We start from the raw sequence: 16,521 nt of genomic DNA on the forward strand, positions 1-16,521 counted from the left end.
TGCCTGCGCCAAGCTCGACCTAGGCGGGTTGGGCGTCGTACGCCTCGATGGCGCGAGTCAGGGGGCCGAGGGCCAGGGCGAGGGCGCCGCGAGCGAGGGCGCCTGGCAGCCGCGGGTAGCGAGCCCCGGCGGCGACCCGCTGCTTGGTCCGGCGGCGCAGGGAGACCTCCAACGCGATGGTGCCGACAGCCGCCACCGCGGCGGCGGTGAGGGCGATCGCGCTGGGCGACTGGCCGTCCTCGGGCGTCTCGATCTCCGCGACCACCGCGTCGAGCTCGGCCTCGGTGCGCGCGCCGTGGATCCGCTCGCGCAGCTCGTTGCTCCGCTTGAGCTCGTCGAAGGTGGCGGTGAGCTCCTCGCGCTCCTGCCAGGCGAGCGTGCCCGCCCCGGCAAGGAAGACCCCGGCCCGTACCCGGCGGCGGTAGGCGTCCGGCACCAGGTCAGGGGAGAGCTCCCAAGCGATCGTGATGGCGGCGTTGGTCCAGTCGGAGACGCGGATCATGCCAGGCCTTTCAGTCGGTCGACGACGTCGAGCAGGCTCTCGACGGAGTGGTCGAAGGAGCCGCCGGCCCAGCCGGCGGGCATGGAGGAGTGGTAGTAGAGACCCTCGCCGATCAGGATGATCGCCTCAGCGGTGGCGTCGTCACCGACCTCGGCCCGGATCAGGTCCCCCCAGGCCTGGTGGATCCCCTCGATCGCGTCGATCGCAGGTTGCCACGAGGCTTGGGCCAGCCGGAGCACCGAGCGGTAGACGGGGTCGTCGTGCTCGCTCGTGATCCAGGAGGTGCGGACGTAGTGACGCGACGGCCCCTCCGGGTCCTCGCGCATCTCCTCCAGGCCGGCCTCGGCGATCTCGCCGAACCACTCCAGGAGTCCTTCGCCCAGTTCCTCCTTGGTCGGGAAGTGGTAGAGCACCCCGCCCTTGGAGATGCCGGCGCGTGCTGCCACGGCGTCGACGGTCGCTGCTCGCTCACCCTCGTCACGCAGGATCTCGGCGTACGCCGTCAGGGCCTTGTCGCGGGCCTTCGGTGGTCGCGCCATCTCACCTCCCTCGCTCGCTCTCCGGATCCCGTCGCCGGTCGGGGCTCAGCCCTGCGCGGCGACGACGCCCTCACCGCCGTCCCAGGAGGCGACCAGGGTTGCGCCGCCGGTGACCGGCATGCCGAGGTCGGTGGTGAGGCGGAGCTCTCCGGCGAGCCGAGCACCGGCACGGCGAACGCGCACCGGTGGCTCCAGGTGATCGACGGTGCCGTCGGCCCGATGCACCTCGAGCTCGGCCTGCTCCTGCTCGCCCGCGAGTGCGCGAGTGAAGCAGGCGACGGCCACCGGGTCGGCGGCCGCGTGGTGGATCCAGCGCTTCCCCAAGGTGGAGTGGTCCATCGTGCAGACCAGTGCCTCCTCAGCGCCCGGCAGCGGTGCGGCGCGGTAGGTCAGGGGCAGGTGGAACACCTGGTCGCCACGGCGTGCGAGCAAGCCCTCGACGCCGACTTCGCCGGCCGGGTCGTCGAAGCGGTAGCCGCCGATCATCTCCACCGGGCCGGCTCCCAGGCCGGCACCGTCGAGCCAGTCGGTGACCAACTCGAGCTTGGTGGGGCTGATCGTCGCTTGATGGATGACTGCCATGGCCCGACCCTACGGCCTTCTGGAGCACAACGAGTCGTGGTGTCGCCGATGCGCGCGGTGGTGGGCGAGGCCACAAGGAATTCGGTAATAACTACACCGTCTGGACGGTATAGTTATCCCCATGACCACGCTCCTCTCCGCCTCCCAGTCGACGCAGCTGGGTCCGCGCCGCCGGTGGGCGGCGTTGGCCGTGCTCATGTTTCCGGTCCTGTTGGTCTCGGTCGACAACACGGCCCTCTCCTTCGCGGTGCCGTCGCTCTCCCGCGACCTTGCCCCGACGGGCAACCAGCTGCTCTGGATCATCGACGTCTATCCGCTCGTTCTGGCCGCCCTGCTGATCACGATGGGCTCGCTGGGCGACCGGATCGGCCGCCGCCGGATCTTGCTGATGGGCGGCACCGGTTTCGCCGCTGTCTCTGCGCTCGCTGCCTTCGCCCCCGACGCCAACTCGCTGATCGCTGCCCGGGCGCTGCTCGGTGTCTTCGGTGCGATGCTGATGCCTGCGACGCTGAGCCTGATCCGCAACATCTTCACCGACGCCTCTGAGCGCCGGATGGCCGTCGCGATCTGGGCGGCCGGCTTCTCCGGCGGGGCCGCGCTCGGCCCGCTGGTCGGCGGCTGGCTGCTCGAGCACTTCTGGTGGGGCTCGGTCTTCCTGATCGCGGTGCCTGTGCTGTTGCCGTTGCTGGTCCTCGGCCCGATCCTGCTGCCCGAGTCGCGGGACCCGAACCCCGGTCCGGTCGACCTGCGCGGCATCGCGCTGGCCAGCCTCGCGCTGGGCTCGCTCGTCTTCGCGATCAAGTCGGTCGCCGAGCAGCCGCTGGTGGCCCTCGCTGCCGTGATCGTGGGCGCCACTGCCCTGGCTGCCTTCGTCAGCCGGATGCTGACGACGCGCCAGCCGATGCTCGACGTACGCCTGTTCGGCAACGCCGTCTTCTCCGGCGCGCTGCTGGTCAACCTGGTCAGTGTGGTGGCGATGGTGGGGTTCATCTACTTCGCGACCCAGTACCTCCAGCTCGTAGCCGGCCTCTCACCCCTGACCGCGGCATGGCTGCTGGTGCCCGGCCTGGTGCTGACGGTCGCCGCCGGCATGATCGCGGTGCCGCTGGTGCGCCGGATCGGCTCGCGCCGGGTCGTGATGGCCGGCCTCGCCTTCAATGCCGCCGGCTATGCCGTGATGGCGGTCTTCGGCCACACCGGCTCGCTGACTGTGGTGCTGCTTGCCTTCGGTGTGCTCTCGATCGGCGTCGGGATGAGCGAGACCATCTCCAACGACCTCGCTCTCAGTGCGGTGCCCGAGGACAAGGCTGGCGCGGCGGCGGCGGCCAGCGAGACGGCGTACGAGGTGGGCGCGGTGCTGGGCACGGCGCTGCTCGGCAGCCTGCTCAACCTCGCCTACCGCAACGGCCTGGAGGTCCCGGCCGGTATCTCCGCCGACGCGGCCGACGAAGCGCGCTCCACCCTGGGCGGCGCCTTCGAGGTGGCCACCGACCTGCCGACTGCGACGGCCGATGCCCTCGTCGACTCCGCCGTGCGGGCCTTCGACGGAGGCGTCACCTGGACCGCCGGCATCGGCTTCCTGCTCAGCCTCGCCGCCCTGGTCATCGCCCGCCGCGCGCTACGCGCCAGCGACTGACCCCGCCGGCGGCGCCCCTACGGGGGGATCGTCCCTAACAGATTCGTGGTCAACGGCCGAAATGACCACGAATCTGTTAGGGACGATCGGGAAAAGGATGCCTGTGTAATCATATGCGTATGTACGCAGATGATTGGATCGAGCCCGATGAGGCCGAGGTTGCGGTGTGCGTGGAGATCTTCTCGCTGCTTGCGGATGCGACGCGGATGCGGATCCTGCTGGCGTTGCGGACTGGCGAGCGGTCGGTGGGGGAGATTGCCGCGCAGGTGAGCAAGTCGCAGGCGGCCGTCTCCCAGCACCTCGCGAAGCTTCGGCTGAGCCGGGTGGTGACGACGCGGCAGGAGGGTGCCCGGGTCTACTACCGGCTCGCCAACGATCACGCGATCGAGCTGGTCCGGGTCGCGGTCCATCAGGCCGAGCACGCCATCGGCGCCGACCTTCGCCACCGGGACGCCTGATGGGCGTCGGGCACGGACACGGCCATGCCGAGGGGCGGGCAGCCGATCGACGGCGCCTGATCCAAGTCCTCCTGGTCACCTCCTCGGTCCTGGTCATCCAGGTCTTCGGCGCCTGGGTCACCGGCTCGCTCGCCCTGCTCGCCGATGCCGGTCATATGGCGACCGACGCTTCCGCGGTGCTGATCGCCCTCTCCGCGTCGTACGTCGCCACCCGGCCGGCAGGGCCCAAGGCGACCTTCGGGTGGCACCGGTCGGAGGTGCTGGCCGCGCTGGTCAACGCGGTGGTGCTGTTGGGGGTATGCGGCTTCCTGGGCTGGTCGGCGATCCGCCGACTGGCGGAGCCTGCCGAGGTCGAGGGCCGCGGGATGCTGCTCTTCGCGCTTGCGGGGTTGGCGGCCAACCTGGTCTCGCTGGCGATCATGGCGCAGGCGGACCGCACCTCGCTGAACGTGCGCGGCGCCTTCCTCGAGGTGCTCACCGATGCCCTGGGCTCGGTGCTCGCGATTGCTGCCGGTGCGGTGATCTGGGCGACCGGCTGGACGCAGGCGGACGCGCTGGCGACCCTGTTCATCGCGCTGCTGATCCTGCCCCGCTCGCTGTCGCTGATCCGTGACTCCGCAGCTGTTCTGCTGGAGACGACGCCCCGTGATCTCGACCTGGTCGAGGTCGAGCGGCACCTGCGCGAGGTGCCCGGGGTGACCGATGTGCACGACCTCCACGCCTGGACGATCACCAGTGGCATGCCGAGCCTGTCGGCGCATGTCGCGGTCGCGGAGGAGGTGCTGGCCGAACGCGGCGTGGGGGCGCTGCTCGACGAGCTCACGCACTGCGTCGCAGAGCATTTCGAGATCCGGCACGCGACCTTCCAGGTCGAGCCGGCCGAGCACCGCGACCACGAGGATCTCGGGGGTCCTGGCTGCTGATCGACGTCGATCGGCGGTGGGGGCGCCTGAAGGCGCGTGCAGACTTAGGCTAGCCTTGCCTTCTATGAAGGTGGTCCGGTTTCGAGGTGAGGATCTCGACCTCTCCTACTACGAGCGGCAGGTCGTGCACTCGGCGTCGCTCGAGGTGACCTCGGGCAACGTGCATGTCCTGGTCGGCCCGAACGGCAGCGGGAAGTCCACCCTGCTGCGGGCGATGGCTCGTCTCCACGACGCGGACGCTGGCACGCTCTCCTTGCAGGGAGAGGCCGTGTCGACCCTCGGCCGCCGCGAGTTCGCACGGGTGATCACCCTGCTCTCGCAGAACCGTCCGGTGCCAGCCGGGGTGCCCGTCACAGAGATCGTCGAGTTCGGCCGCCATCCCTATCGCGGCAAGTGGCGTGCCCGCGACCCCGAGGGCGCAACGGCCGTGGCCTGGGCGATGGAGGTCACGGGCGTGGCCGCGATGGCCAAACGCGGGGTTGACGAGCTCTCCGGGGGTGAGCTGCAGCGGGTCTGGCTGGCCTGTTGTCTGGCTCAGCAGACCGATGTGCTTCTGCTCGACGAGCCGACCAACCACCTCGATCTCCGCTACCAGGTCGAGATCCTGGATCTGGTCCGCGATCTCGCCGACGACCACGGCGTCGCTGTCGGGGTGGTCCTCCACGACCTGAACCAGGCTGCTGACGTCGCCGACGAGATCACGCTGCTGCACCGCGGGGTGATCCAGGCGACTGGCCGCCCTGAGGAGGTCCTCACCTCCGAGCGGGTCTCCGAGGTCTACGGACTGCCGGTGACGGTGGTACGAGACCCGGTCACCGCGCGGCTGAGCGTCCAGCCCGTGCATCGCACGATCCGTCGCGCCGCCGAGTCGGCCTGACCTTCTGCTCCGAATCCCTCCCTCGAAAGGCACTCCCGTGAAGAAGAAGCGCGCCCTCGTTTTCGCCGCCGTCCCGCTCATGCTGGTCCTGGCGGCCTGCGGAACGACAGAGTCGAAGGCCGACGACAAGCCCGACAACGCGGCTGCCGGTGACCCGGTCTCTTTGACCGACGCACGAGGAGAGGTCATCGAGCTCGACAGCCCGGCGACCAAGGTGGTCTCGCTGGAGTGGATGCAGACCGAGACGCTGGTCAGCCTCGGTGTCATGCCGGTCGCTCATGCGGATGGCGACGCCTACAACACCTGGGTCGCCAAGGCGCAGGTCGATGGGAGCGTGAAGGACGTCGGTAACCGCAGCGAGCCGAGCTTCACCGAGATCATGAAGACCGGACCGGAGCTGGTGCTCGCCGACACCTCGGGCCCCGAGGCCATCGTCAAGAAGCTCGAGGACGAAGGTGTGCCGGTCCTCGTCCTCGACACCGCCGACGGTGCCCGCCAGCTGGACCTCATGAAGGACAACGTGCGGCTCATCGCCGAGGCGGTGGGCAAGACCGATCAGGGCGAGAAGATCATCGGCGACCTCGAGGAGTCCATGGAGGCGGGCAAGGAGGCGATCGCCGAGAGTGACGCCGCCGGCGCGCGCTTCGCGATGGCTGACGGCTGGGCCGAGGGCGGCAACGTCACCATCCGGCTCTTCGGCACCGGCTCGCTGATGTCGGACCTGGCCGAGGGGCTGGGGCTCGAGAACGCCTGGACGGGTGAGGTCGACGCCGAATGGGGCCTGGGCACCACCGACCCGGAGGGCCTGACCGCTCTCGGCGACGACGTGCGCTTCTTCTACAACAGCCCGGTGGAGGCGGACGACGTCTTCGGCGCCCAGCTCGAGAAGAACCCGATCTGGAACAAGCTGGAGTTCGTGACGAGCGGACACCTCTACCCGCTGGAGAAGGGCGTGTGGACCTTCGGCGGTCCGGTCTCCGCCCAGGAGTTCGTCAACCAGGTCGTCGCCGACCTGACCGAGTGATCCGCCGCTCGTGAGCCTGCGCAGTCTCGCGAGCCTGCTCGGGCTCTTCCTCCTCGCCCTGGTCGCCAGCGCGGTTCACCTGACCCAGGGCACCTCCACCGTCGGGTTCGCCGACCTGATCGACCTTCTGCTCGGGCGCGGCGATCAGCTGACCCGCGACGTCTTCCTGGGCTCCCGCCTGCCGCGGCTCCTGGCGGGGCTGGTCGTGGGCCTGGCGGTGGGGGTCTCGGGGGCGCTGCTCCAGTCGATCACCCGCAACCCACTCGCCTCGCCGGACACGCTCGCGATCAACGGCGGCGCGTGGTTCGCTGCGACGCTCGTGGCCGTGCTGGGCATCTCGCCGCCGCTCTTCCTCCAAGGGAGCGTCGCTTTCCTCGGGGGTCTGGCCGGTGCCGTCCTGGTGCTCGCCCTCTCCGGAGGCGCCTCTGGGCCGGCGCGGCTGGTGTTGGCGGGCTCCGCACTCGCCATGGCGCTCGGGTCCCTGACCGGCCTGCTGCTCCTCCTCTTCGAGGACGAGACCCAGAGCCTCTTCGCCTGGGGCAACGGCAACCTCGTCCAGATCAGCATCGACGCACCGGCGCAGGGTGCGGTGGCGGTCACCGTCGTGGTGCTCGTCGCGATGCTGCTCAGCCGCAGGCTCGACCTGGTGGGCCTGGGCGACGACGCGGCCGCCAGCCTCGGTGTGAACGTGCGCGTCGTCCAATTGGTGGCGGTGCTTCTCTCCGTCCTGCTGGCGGCGCTGGCGGTCACGGTGGCCGGTCCGATGGGCTTCATCGGGCTGTGCGCCCCGGTGCTCGCACGTCTCTCGGGGGCCTGGATCGAGGACGTCCACAAGCACCGGGTGCTGCTGCCCCTCTCCGGCCTCATCGGCATCGTGCTGGTGGTGCTGGCCGACGTCCTGATGCGCCTCGCGCCCTCGAAGACGTTCGGACCGGGAGTCCCGACCGGAGTGGCCACCACCCTGATCGGAGCCGTCGTCCTCATCGGCGTCGCGCGCACCTTCCGCCAGGGCGGAACGGTGCCTGAGGCCCCGTCGGCTCGCACTCGCCCGGGCTCGCCGGTGCGCTTCACCGCCCTGCTGGTCTGCGTCCTCGTCGTGCTCCTGGCTGGTGCCACTGCTCTCGGTCTCCTCGCCGGCCGGGGCTGGACGTTGACGGGCGAGGACACGCTGCTGCTCGGGGACGTCGGCAACTGGCTGTCGGGCGAGGCTGGCCCGATGGTCCACTACACGCTCGAGGAGCGCACGCCGCGCCTGCTCGCCGCGACCTTCGCCGGCGCGGCGCTCGCGCTCGCGGGTTGCGCGACCCAGGCGGTGTGCCGCAACCCGCTTGCCGAGCCCGGGCTGCTCGGAGTCACCGCCGGCGCTGGTGTCGGCGCCATCGTCTGCATCTCCTTCCTGGGCGTGTCGGCGCTGTGGACGATCAATCTCGCCGCGCTCGTCGGCGCGGCACTCGCCTTCGCCCTGGTGTACGCCGTCTCGTGGCGAGGTGGCCTCGACTCGCTTCGGCTGGTGCTCGTCGGCGTCGGAGTCGCTGCGCTGGGCCAGGCGATCATCGCGTTCACCATCATCACCTTCACTCCCTACGACGCGCAGTTCGCGCTGACCTGGCTCAACGGATCCACCTACGGCCGCACCTTCGACCAGGTGGTGCCGCTGATCGTCGTGGTGCTGATCGCGCTGCCGGTGCTGCTCCGTCACCGCAACGACCTCGACGTGATGGCGCTCGACGACGACACCCCGCGGGTGCTCGGACTCGCGCTGGAACGCACCCGCCTGGTGCTGCTGGTCACCGCCGTCGCCCTGACCGCCGCGTCGGCCGCTGCCATCGGCCTGGTCGTCTTCACCGGCCTGGTCGCGCCTCATGCGGCCCGGGCGCTGGTCGGCTCCCGGCACGTCCGGGTGCTGCCGGTCGCGATGCTCCTCGGTGCTCTCATGGTGAGCTTGGCCGACACGTTGGGCCGCAACGTCATCGCGCCCGATCAGGTGCCGGCGGGCATGGTCACCGCGCTGGTCGGGGCGCCGTACTTCGTCTGGCTGCTCTGGCGTACCCGGAGCTGATCGCTCCAGGTCGTGCGTCCCGCGGCCTCTGGCTGCTGCGGCACATGACGCCTTGGCGGGGCTGGGGATTGGTGCCGGGATCGCCCGGCCGGTACGGTGGTCGTGACATGTGTTCCCCGTCACACGGGGCGCTGGCCACCGTCCACAAACGACCGCCACCCCTTGGTCGTGCGTGGCGATTGGAAGTTCGCCGGAGACCCCGGTGAGAAGGAGGAGTGGTGTCGCATTCGACGGATTTCGGTCCCGACCTGGTCGAGGTGTTCGGTCCCTCCCAGGTCGACGGCGGACCCGAGCTGGTCCAGTTGCTGACCCCGGAAGGGGAGCGGGTCGAGCACCCTGAGTTCCGCTACGAGCCCACGGACTCCGACGGCAAGCCGATCGCCGAGGACGAGGCGATTCGCGGGCTCTACCGCGACATGGTGCTCACCCGGCGCATCGATACCGAGTCGACCGCGCTGCAGCGGCACGGCGAGCTCGGCATCTGGGCACAGCTGCTCGGTCAGGAGGCTGCACAGATCGGTGCCGGTCGGGCGTTGCGGCCGCAGGACTACGTCTTCCCCACCTATCGCGAGCACGGCGTCGCGTGGTGCCGTGGCGTCGACCCGCTGAACCTGCTCAGCCTCTTCCGCGGCGTCGACCACGGCGGCTGGGACCCGAGCGCCCACAACTTCGGGCTCTACACGATCGTGATCGGTGCACAGGCACTGCACGCCACCGGCTATGCGATGGGGATGCAGCGCGACGGTGTGGTGGGCACCGGCGACGAGGCCCGCGACGCTGCCGTGGTCGCGCACTTCGGTGACGGTGCCTCCTCGCAGGGCGACGTCAACGAGGCCTTCATCTTCGCTGCCTCCTACAACGCACCGGTCGTCTTCTTCTGTCAGAACAACCAATGGGCGATCTCCGAGCCGATCGAACGCCAGAGCCGGATCCCGCTCTACCAGCGGGCGCTCGGCTTCGGCTTCCCGGGCATCCGCGTCGACGGCAACGACGTCCTGGCGACGTACGCCGTCACGAAGGCCGCGCTGCAGCGGGCTCGGGAGGGACAGGGCCCGACCTTCGTGGAGGCCTACACCTACCGGATGGGCGCCCACACCACCACCGACGACCCGACCCGCTACCGGCTCGACCACGACGTCGAGCGGTGGAAGCTGCGTGACCCGATCGCCCGGGTGAAGGCCTACCTGGCCCGCAACGGCGCGGCCTCGGAGAGCTTCTTCGCCAAGGTCGCCAACGAGGCGGACGAGCTCGGTCACCGACTCCGCGAGGGCTGCAAGGCGATGCCGGACCCCTCGCCGATGGCGATGTTCGACCAGGTGTACGCCGAGGAGCCGCCGGAGCTCGCCGCACAGCGCGAAGGTTTCGCCGCCTACCTCGAGACTTTCGACTCGTCGTCGGTGGTCGAGCCTGTCGAGACCCAGGGGGCCGGCCGATGAGCACGCAGCGGATCACCCTCGCCAAGGGTCTCAACGCCGGCCTGCGCAAGGCGATGGAGGACGACCCCAAGGTCTTGATCATGGGGGAGGACGTCGGCAAGCTCGGCGGCGTCTTCCGGATCACCGACGGTCTGCAGAAGGACTTCGGCGAGGACCGGGTGATCGACTCCCCGCTAGCCGAGTCCGGCATCGTCGGCACCGCGGTCGGCCTGGCCCTGCGCGGCTACCGGCCCGTGGTGGAGATCCAGTTCGACGGCTTCGTCTATCCGGCGTACGACCAGATCGTCTGCCAGGTCGCCAAGATGCGCTTCCGCTCCAAGGGACGCAACCCGATGCCGATGGTCATCCGGATCCCGTTCGGCGGTGGCATCGGAGCGGTCGAGCACCACTCGGAGTCGCCCGAGGCGCAGTTCGCCCACACGCCCGGCCTGAAGGTGGTGGCGTGCTCCAACCCGGTCGACGGCTACTGGATGATCCAGCAGGCGATCGCTTGTGACGACCCGGTGATCTTCCTCGAGCCCAAGCGGCAGTACCACGCCGACAAGGCCGACCTCGACCTCGACCTCGCGCCCGACCCGCTCTTCGCCTCGCGCGTCGTACGGCGGGGCACCGACGTCACGGTGCTCGCCTACGGTCCGACCGTGAAGACCGCCCTGCGCGCCGCAGAGGCAGCAGCTGGAGAGGGCCGCGCGCTCGAGGTCATCGACCTGCGCACGCTCTCCCCGCTCGACATGGACCCGGTCTTCGAGTCGGTCCGACGGACCGGCCGCGCCGTGGTGGTGCACGAGGCTCACGTCAACCTGGGGCTCGGCTCCGAGCTCTCGGCCCGGGTCACCGAGGAGTGCTTCTACTCGCTGGAGGCTCCGGTGTTGCGCGTCGGCGGCTTCGACACGCCCTATCCGGCATCGCGGATCGAGGAGGAGTTCCTCCCCGACCTCGACCGCGTGCTCGACGCCGTCGACCGCTCCCTGAGCTTCTGAGGAGGCCGCACATGCACGAGTTCAAGCTGCCCGACGTCGGTGAGGGCCTGACCGAGGCCGAGATCGTCTCCTGGAAGGTCAAGGTCGGCGACGTCGTCGAGATCAACGACGTGATCGTCGAGATCGAGACCGCCAAGTCGCTGGTCGAGCTGCCCTCGCCGTTCGCGGGCACGGTGCTTGCACTGCTGGTTCCCGAGGGGCAGGAGGTGCCGGTCGGCACGCCGATCATCGCCATCGGCGACCCCTCCGAGGCGACCTCCGACGGAGTCGCCCCCGGTGGCGCGCCGGGGTCCGCTGCACCCGAGGAGATGGAGATCGACCTCTCCAACCCGGCAGCCAGCGGCGGCGGCGAGGGCGAGAGCCTGGTCGGGCGGATGAAGGCCGACCGCGGCCCGATGCGTCGACCCCGCAAGGGGTCCGCCTCGCCGGCGACGGAGTCGGCTGCCGCCACCCAGATGCAGGTGCAGGGCGCGTTCTCGCCCGGTGGTGCCCAGTCCCAGGCGGTGATCGAGGCCGACGAGCCGGCTGTGCCGGTCAGCGCACCGGCCGGTGTCGTGGCGTCCGCGCCCGAAGGTGCCGCCTTGCGCACCCTCGCCAAGCCTCCGGTACGCAAGCTCGCCCGCGACCTCGGTGTCGACCTGACGACGGTCACCCCGACCGGTGACGGCGGCGTGGTGACGCGTGACGACGTCCAGGCTGCCGCCGCCGGTGGCATGCCCGAGCGCTACGAGGACGCGGGCCGCCCCGGAGTCTCCCCCATGGCGGGCGCCCGTGAGGTGCGCGAGCCGATCAAGGGCGTGCGCAAGATGATGGCCCAGGCGATGACCGACTCGGCCTTCAGCGCCCCGCACGTGACGGAGTGGGTCACTGTCGACGTCACCCGCAGCATGGAGTTCGTCGCGCAGCTCCGCTCGCACCGCGACTTCCGTGACGTGAAGGTCGGGCCCTTGCTGCTCCTGGCTCGGGCCTGCTTGCTGGCGATGCGGCGTACGCCGACGATCAACTCCTACTGGGACGACGCGGCCCAGGAAGTGGTGCTGAAGGGCTACGTCAACCTCGGGATCGCCGCAGCCACGCCGCGTGGCCTCGTCGTGCCCAACGTCAAGGACGCCGACGCGATGTCGATGCGTGAGCTCGCTACCGCCGTCAACGAGCTGACGGCCGTGGCCCGCGAAGGCCGTACTCAGCCCGCCGACATGGCCGGTGGCACGTTCACCATCACCAACGTCGGTGTCTTCGGAGTCGACGCCGGCACGCCGATCATCAACCCGGGCGAGTCCGCGATCCTCTGCTTCGGCGCCGTGAAGAAGCAGCCCTGGGTGGTGACCGATGCCGAGGGCAACGACGAGCTGGCGATCCGTCAGGTCACGACGCTGGCGCTGAGCTTCGACCATCGCCACATCGATGGCGAGGCGGGCTCCCGGTTCCTTGCCGACGTCGCCGCCGTGATGGAGGATCCGGCGCACGCCCTGCTGCTCTGATCGCGTCCGGTAGGTGCGGCGTTCTCGGTCTCCCTGGTGAACCGAGAACACCGCACAACCTTCACAGCGCGCGGGCCGGGCCGCCCGAGTGCGCGGCGCCGGCGGTGCCGGTGTGCTGCAGGACCTGGATCAGCCGGTGGCGAGTGACTTGATCTCGTCGCGCAGCACACCCATCTGGTGGTCGAGCGAGGAGGCGGTGAGCGCCACCTCGTGCAGGGAGTCGCGCAGATGATCGGGCACCGCGCCTGCGTACTTGTAGTAGATGCGGTGCTCGACCGCCGCCCAGAAGTCCATGGCGATGGTGCGGATCTGCAGCTCGACGGGCACCAGCGCGGTGCGGTCGGAGAGGAAGACGGGCACCTGCGCGATGAGGTGGAGGCTCTGGTAGCCGTTGGCCTTGGGCTGGGCGATGTAGTCCTTGGTCTGCAGCACGGTGACGTCGGGTTGACCGGCAAGGATCTCCGCGATCCGGTAGGTGTCCTCCACGAAGGCACAGGTGACCCGGATCCCGGCGATGTCGCGGATGGTCGTGCGCACCTCCTCGAGATCGGCTGAACAGCCGAGCCGCCGCATCTTGTCGAGGAGGCTGTCCATCGACTTCAGGCGGGTCTTGACGTGCTCGACCGGGTTGTAGTCGTGCGTCTGCTCGAACTCGCGACGCAGGATGTCGATCTTGGTCTCGAGCTCCTGCATCCCACACGCGTACTCCAGGCGGAACGCGGCGAGCTCCGCCTGCGCCTGGCGCACAGCAGCCTCGGCCTCGATCGGGTCGGTGATGCCGTCGACCCATTGGCGGAGCATCTCGATGTTGCTCACGGGCACGGCCTGATCGGTCATGCCCTCCAGTATGCGTTGCCTGAGGAACGGCGCATCGGCTCAGTACGTGTTGAAGAAGAGGTCTTGGCCTGCGCGCCGCGCCAGCACGGCCCCGGATGCGCCGCTCGGGACGGCCGCACCTTCTTCGCTAGAGGTACCGGGCGCTGCGTGCCTCGACACTGCCTGGCCCCGCGTCGAGCAGGGCAGCCAGCTCGTGCTCGAGCACCGCGCCCACGCGGCGGCAGAACTCCTCCGGCTCTACGGCGGCGTCCGGGCGCTCCGAGACGATCCGGTCGACCACGCCGCGTGCATGCAGGTCCAGGGCACGCACCTGTTGGGCGCGCGCCATGTCCGGCGCATGGTCGAGGTCGCGGTGCACGATCGCGCTGGCACCTTCGGGTGGCAACGGGGAGAGCCAGGCATGCTGGGCGGCGACCACCCGGTCGGCCGGCAGGAACGCCAGCGCGCCACCGCCGTTGCCCTCACCCAGCATCAGGCAGAGCGTCGGGGCCCTCAACGTGACCAGGTCAGCGAGGCAGCGGGCGATCTCCCCGGCCAGCCCACCCTCCTCCGCGTCCACGGAGAGCGCGGCGCCCTGGGTGTCGATGACCGTCACCAGCGGTAGGCCGAGCTCGGCCGCCAGCCGCATCCCACGTCGAGCCTCGCGCAGCGCGCCCGGACCCATCGGGTGTGCGACCGTCTGCCCTCGCCGGTCCTGACCGAGGAAGACGCACGGCGCCTCGCCGAAGCGCGCCAGCGCGATCAGCAGGCCCGGGTCCGCCTCGCCCTGCCCGGTGCCGTTGAGGGGCACCACGTCCGAGGCGGCGTACCGCAGCAGGCGGCGTACGCCGGGACGCTCGGGGTCGCGCGACCGGGTGACCGCCTCCCAGGTCTCGACATCGGGGATCGGCACGTCCTCCACCTCGGGTACGGCGGCGATGCCGTGCCGGGGCGCCTCCAGGATCGTGAGGGCCCGGTCAAGGATCGAGGCGATCTCCTCCGGGGGGACGACCGCGTCGATGATGCCGTGGGCGTAGAGGTTCTCCGAGGTCTGCACGCCTTCGGGGAAGGGCCGGTCGTAGAGCGCCTCGTAGACCCTCGGGCCGAGGAAGCCGGTGAGCGCTCCCGGCTCGGCGACCGTGACATGTCCGAGCGAGCCCCACGAGGCCATCACGCCTCCGGTGGTGGGGTGCCGCAGGTAGACGAGATAGGGGAGACCGGCCTCCTTGTGCTGGGCGACCGCTGCCGAGATGCGCACCATCTGCACGAAGGCCGGGGTGCCTTCCTGCATGCGGGTGCCACCGCTGGCGGCGGCGGCCAGCAACGGCAGTCGCTCCCGGGTGGCCCGCTCGATCCCCTGCACCAGCCGGTCGGCGGCGTCGCGCCCGATGGAACCGGCGAGGAAGCGGAACTCGCTGGCGACCACGGCGACTCGGCGACCGTGCATCAGCCCCTCGCCGGAGATCACCGACTCGTCGACCCCAGACTTCTCCTCGGCGGCGGCGAGCTCCGCGGCGTACTCCGTCGAGATGCCGTGCCGGTCGGGCGGGGTGTCCCAGGAGCGCCAGGAACCGGCGTCCAGGACCAGGTCGATCAGTTCATGTGCGGAGAGGCGTCGGGTGCTCACGAGCGTGATTGTGCCAGTCGTGAGCCGCTGGTCCAGCGGCGTAACTTGTCCGATCGTCAGCCGAGCTTCGGTGACTTCTTGCCCAGGAGCCAGGCGTCGAAGAGGTCCTTGAGGTCGGCGCCCGTCTGCTTCTCCACCCACGCCAGGTAGGTGTCGCGGCTCGCGTTCCCGAACCGGTGCACCGTCGGCCAGGCGCGGACCATCTCCCAGAACTTGTCGTCGCCGATCCGCTCCCGCACCTGGTGCCACATCAATGCCGGTCCGTAGTAGATGTTGGTCTGCCCGAACGCCCGCGGGTCGTAGTCGCCGGGTGGACCGCTCTCGGCGCGGTGCATCGACTCGTAGGGGGCCGCCTCCCGCAGCACCCGGTCCAGGGAGCGACCGTGCTCGGACTCCCAGATGAAGTCGAGGTAGGTCGTCATGCCCTCGTTCATCCACACGTCGCTCCAGTCCGTGGGGGAGACGGCATCGCCGTACCACTGGTGGGTCGTCTCGTGGACGAGCGTGGTGATGTCGAGCGTGTAGGGCGTGTTGCCGAAGGTGATCATGGTCTGCGTCTCCATCGCGGTCTGCGACGGCACCACGACGCCCCCGAGGCGGTCGAACGGGTAGGGTCCGAGCTTGCTCTCCACCCAGTCGAAAGCCTGGGGCAGCTTGGCCATCGCCTTCGCGGACCGGGTGTCGCCGCGTGGTGTCCACCAGGTCAGCGGCACCCCGCTGGAGCTGGTGCCCTCGCCCATGACGTAGTCGTCGAATGCGACGGTGGTCAAGTAGGAGGAGGCCGGTGAGCTCAGCGTGAAAGCGGTGACCTCCATCCCGGCCTCGGTGGTCCTCGACGTCAGCTCGCCGTTGGCGACACCGACCATCGGGGCGGGTGCCCGCAGGGTGAAGTCGTAGAAGGCCTTGTCGGAGGGCTGGTCGTTGACCGGGTACCAGGTGAAGGCGCCGTAGGGCTCCTGCATGGTCCAGGCCCCGCCGGTATCGGTCACCGTCCAGCCGACGGTGGAGAGGTCGGAGCGCGTGGTCGGCGCCGGGTAGGACTCGGGCGACCCCGCGTACTCGACCACCAGCACGTGCCGGCTGTCGGCCTGCACGGGTGCCTTGACGACGAGATCCTTGCCGATGTGGCTCACCTCGACCTCCTCGCCGTCGAGGAGGGCGCCGTCGACCTTGAGCGCGTCGGAGAGGTCCAGCTGGAAGAGGTCCTGCGTGACGGTCGCGCGGAAGGCGATCGTCGCCACGCCGGTCAGACGGCCCCCTTCGGGGTCCCAGGTGAGGTCGAGCCCGTAGTGGAGCGCGTCCACGCTGGGGTCGCCGACGTTCGGGTACTTCGAGTCCTCCACCGGCCGGCTCTCGGCCGCCTTCCACTTCGGGTCGGCCGGGTCGACGGTCGTCCCGATCGACGGGCTCTCCGTCGGTGCCGTGGTGGGGTCGTCGGTCGCCGTCGTACTCGGCGGAGCGCTGGCCGGGGGTGTCTTCGAGTCGTCGCGGTTGACCGCCCAGACCACGCCAGCGACGGCGATCGCGACGATCACCACCACGGCCACCAGGGCCATCACCTTGCCGCGCACGCGGACTCCT

15 protein-coding genes are annotated in these 16,521 nt (G+C 70.1%); 9 read left to right on the top strand and 6 right to left on the bottom strand.

Annotated elements, in window-relative coordinates:
- Window positions 1–19 precede the first annotated feature (19 nt).
- Genes DNK54_RS14730 through DNK54_RS14740 form a run of 3 tightly spaced genes read right to left on the bottom strand, consistent with a single transcriptional unit; the run spans window position 20 to window position 1,623 of the window.
- Window positions 20–502: a hypothetical protein gene (locus DNK54_RS14730; protein ID WP_110207745.1), complete on the bottom strand. Its 483-nt coding sequence runs from the start codon at window positions 500–502 to the stop codon at window positions 20–22.
- Complete coding sequence (locus tag DNK54_RS14735; protein WP_110207746.1) at window positions 499–1,041, bottom strand: TetR/AcrR family transcriptional regulator; 543 nt, start codon at window positions 1,039–1,041, stop codon at window positions 499–501. The genes DNK54_RS14730 and DNK54_RS14735 overlap by 4 nt, the downstream gene beginning before the upstream one ends.
- A gap of 45 nt (window positions 1,042–1,086) precedes the next feature.
- Window positions 1,087–1,623 carry a maltokinase N-terminal cap-like domain-containing protein gene (locus tag DNK54_RS14740; protein WP_110207747.1) on the bottom strand — a complete coding sequence of 179 codons (537 nt, stop codon included), beginning with the start codon at window positions 1,621–1,623 and terminating at the stop codon, window positions 1,087–1,089.
- Between the two features lie 121 nt (window positions 1,624–1,744).
- Between DNK54_RS14740 and DNK54_RS14745 the strand changes: the two genes are divergently transcribed.
- The 9 genes from DNK54_RS14745 (at window position 1,745) to DNK54_RS14785 (ending at window position 12,497) form a co-directional block, all read left to right on the top strand.
- On the top strand, window positions 1,745–3,259 hold the full coding sequence (locus DNK54_RS14745) for an MFS transporter (RefSeq protein WP_110207748.1): 1,515 nt from the start codon (window positions 1,745–1,747) through the stop codon (window positions 3,257–3,259).
- A 119-nt stretch (window positions 3,260–3,378) separates the two neighbouring features.
- Entirely contained in the window at window positions 3,379–3,717 is a 339-nt protein-coding gene (locus DNK54_RS14750; protein WP_204164617.1) for an ArsR/SmtB family transcription factor, read from the top strand.
- The gene (locus DNK54_RS14755) at window positions 3,717–4,640 is read left to right on the top strand and encodes a cation diffusion facilitator family transporter (protein ID WP_110207750.1); all 924 of its coding nucleotides are present in this window, start codon (window positions 3,717–3,719) and stop codon (window positions 4,638–4,640) included. Before DNK54_RS14750 ends, DNK54_RS14755 begins: the two co-directional genes overlap by 1 nt.
- Window positions 4,641–4,704: 64 nt before the next feature.
- Window positions 4,705–5,517 carry an ABC transporter ATP-binding protein gene (locus DNK54_RS14760; protein ID WP_110207751.1) on the top strand — a complete coding sequence of 271 codons (813 nt, stop codon included), beginning with the start codon at window positions 4,705–4,707 and terminating at the stop codon, window positions 5,515–5,517.
- Window positions 5,518–5,554: 37 nt separating this feature from the next.
- Entirely contained in the window at window positions 5,555–6,541 is a 987-nt protein-coding gene (locus DNK54_RS14765) for an ABC transporter substrate-binding protein (protein WP_204164618.1), read from the top strand.
- Window positions 6,542–6,551: 10 nt separating this feature from the next.
- On the top strand, window positions 6,552–8,600 hold the full coding sequence (locus DNK54_RS14770; RefSeq protein ID WP_110207752.1) for an iron ABC transporter permease: 2,049 nt from the start codon (window positions 6,552–6,554) through the stop codon (window positions 8,598–8,600).
- A gap of 257 nt (window positions 8,601–8,857) precedes the next feature.
- Window positions 8,858–10,036 carry a pyruvate dehydrogenase (acetyl-transferring) E1 component subunit alpha gene (gene pdhA / locus DNK54_RS14775; protein ID WP_476739116.1) on the top strand — a complete coding sequence of 393 codons (1,179 nt, stop codon included), beginning with the start codon at window positions 8,858–8,860 and terminating at the stop codon, window positions 10,034–10,036.
- Entirely contained in the window at window positions 10,033–11,016 is a 984-nt protein-coding gene (locus DNK54_RS14780; protein ID WP_110207754.1) for an alpha-ketoacid dehydrogenase subunit beta, read from the top strand. The genes pdhA and DNK54_RS14780 overlap by 4 nt, the downstream gene beginning before the upstream one ends.
- A gap of 11 nt (window positions 11,017–11,027) precedes the next feature.
- The gene (locus tag DNK54_RS14785; protein WP_110207755.1) at window positions 11,028–12,497 is read left to right on the top strand and encodes a dihydrolipoamide acetyltransferase family protein; all 1,470 of its coding nucleotides are present in this window, start codon (window positions 11,028–11,030) and stop codon (window positions 12,495–12,497) included.
- A 129-nt stretch (window positions 12,498–12,626) separates the two neighbouring features.
- Here the strand turns inward: DNK54_RS14785 and DNK54_RS14790 are convergent, their stop codons facing one another.
- From DNK54_RS14790 to DNK54_RS14800, 3 genes are all read right to left on the bottom strand, one after another.
- Window positions 12,627–13,334 carry a GTP pyrophosphokinase gene (locus DNK54_RS14790; RefSeq protein ID WP_239460113.1) on the bottom strand — a complete coding sequence of 236 codons (708 nt, stop codon included), beginning with the start codon at window positions 13,332–13,334 and terminating at the stop codon, window positions 12,627–12,629.
- A gap of 127 nt (window positions 13,335–13,461) precedes the next feature.
- Window positions 13,462–14,940: a carboxyl transferase domain-containing protein gene (locus DNK54_RS14795; protein WP_110207756.1), complete on the bottom strand. Its 1,479-nt coding sequence runs from the start codon at window positions 14,938–14,940 to the stop codon at window positions 13,462–13,464.
- Between the two features lie 56 nt (window positions 14,941–14,996).
- Window positions 14,997–16,511, bottom strand: coding sequence for a M1 family metallopeptidase (locus tag DNK54_RS14800; RefSeq protein WP_110207757.1), 1,515 nt, complete (start codon window positions 16,509–16,511; stop codon window positions 14,997–14,999).
- Between the last annotated feature and the right edge of the window lie 10 nt (window positions 16,512–16,521).

It is taken from the genome of Nocardioides daejeonensis (assembly GCF_003194585.1).
GTDB classification, from domain to species: domain Bacteria; phylum Actinomycetota; class Actinomycetes; order Propionibacteriales; family Nocardioidaceae; genus Nocardioides; species Nocardioides daejeonensis.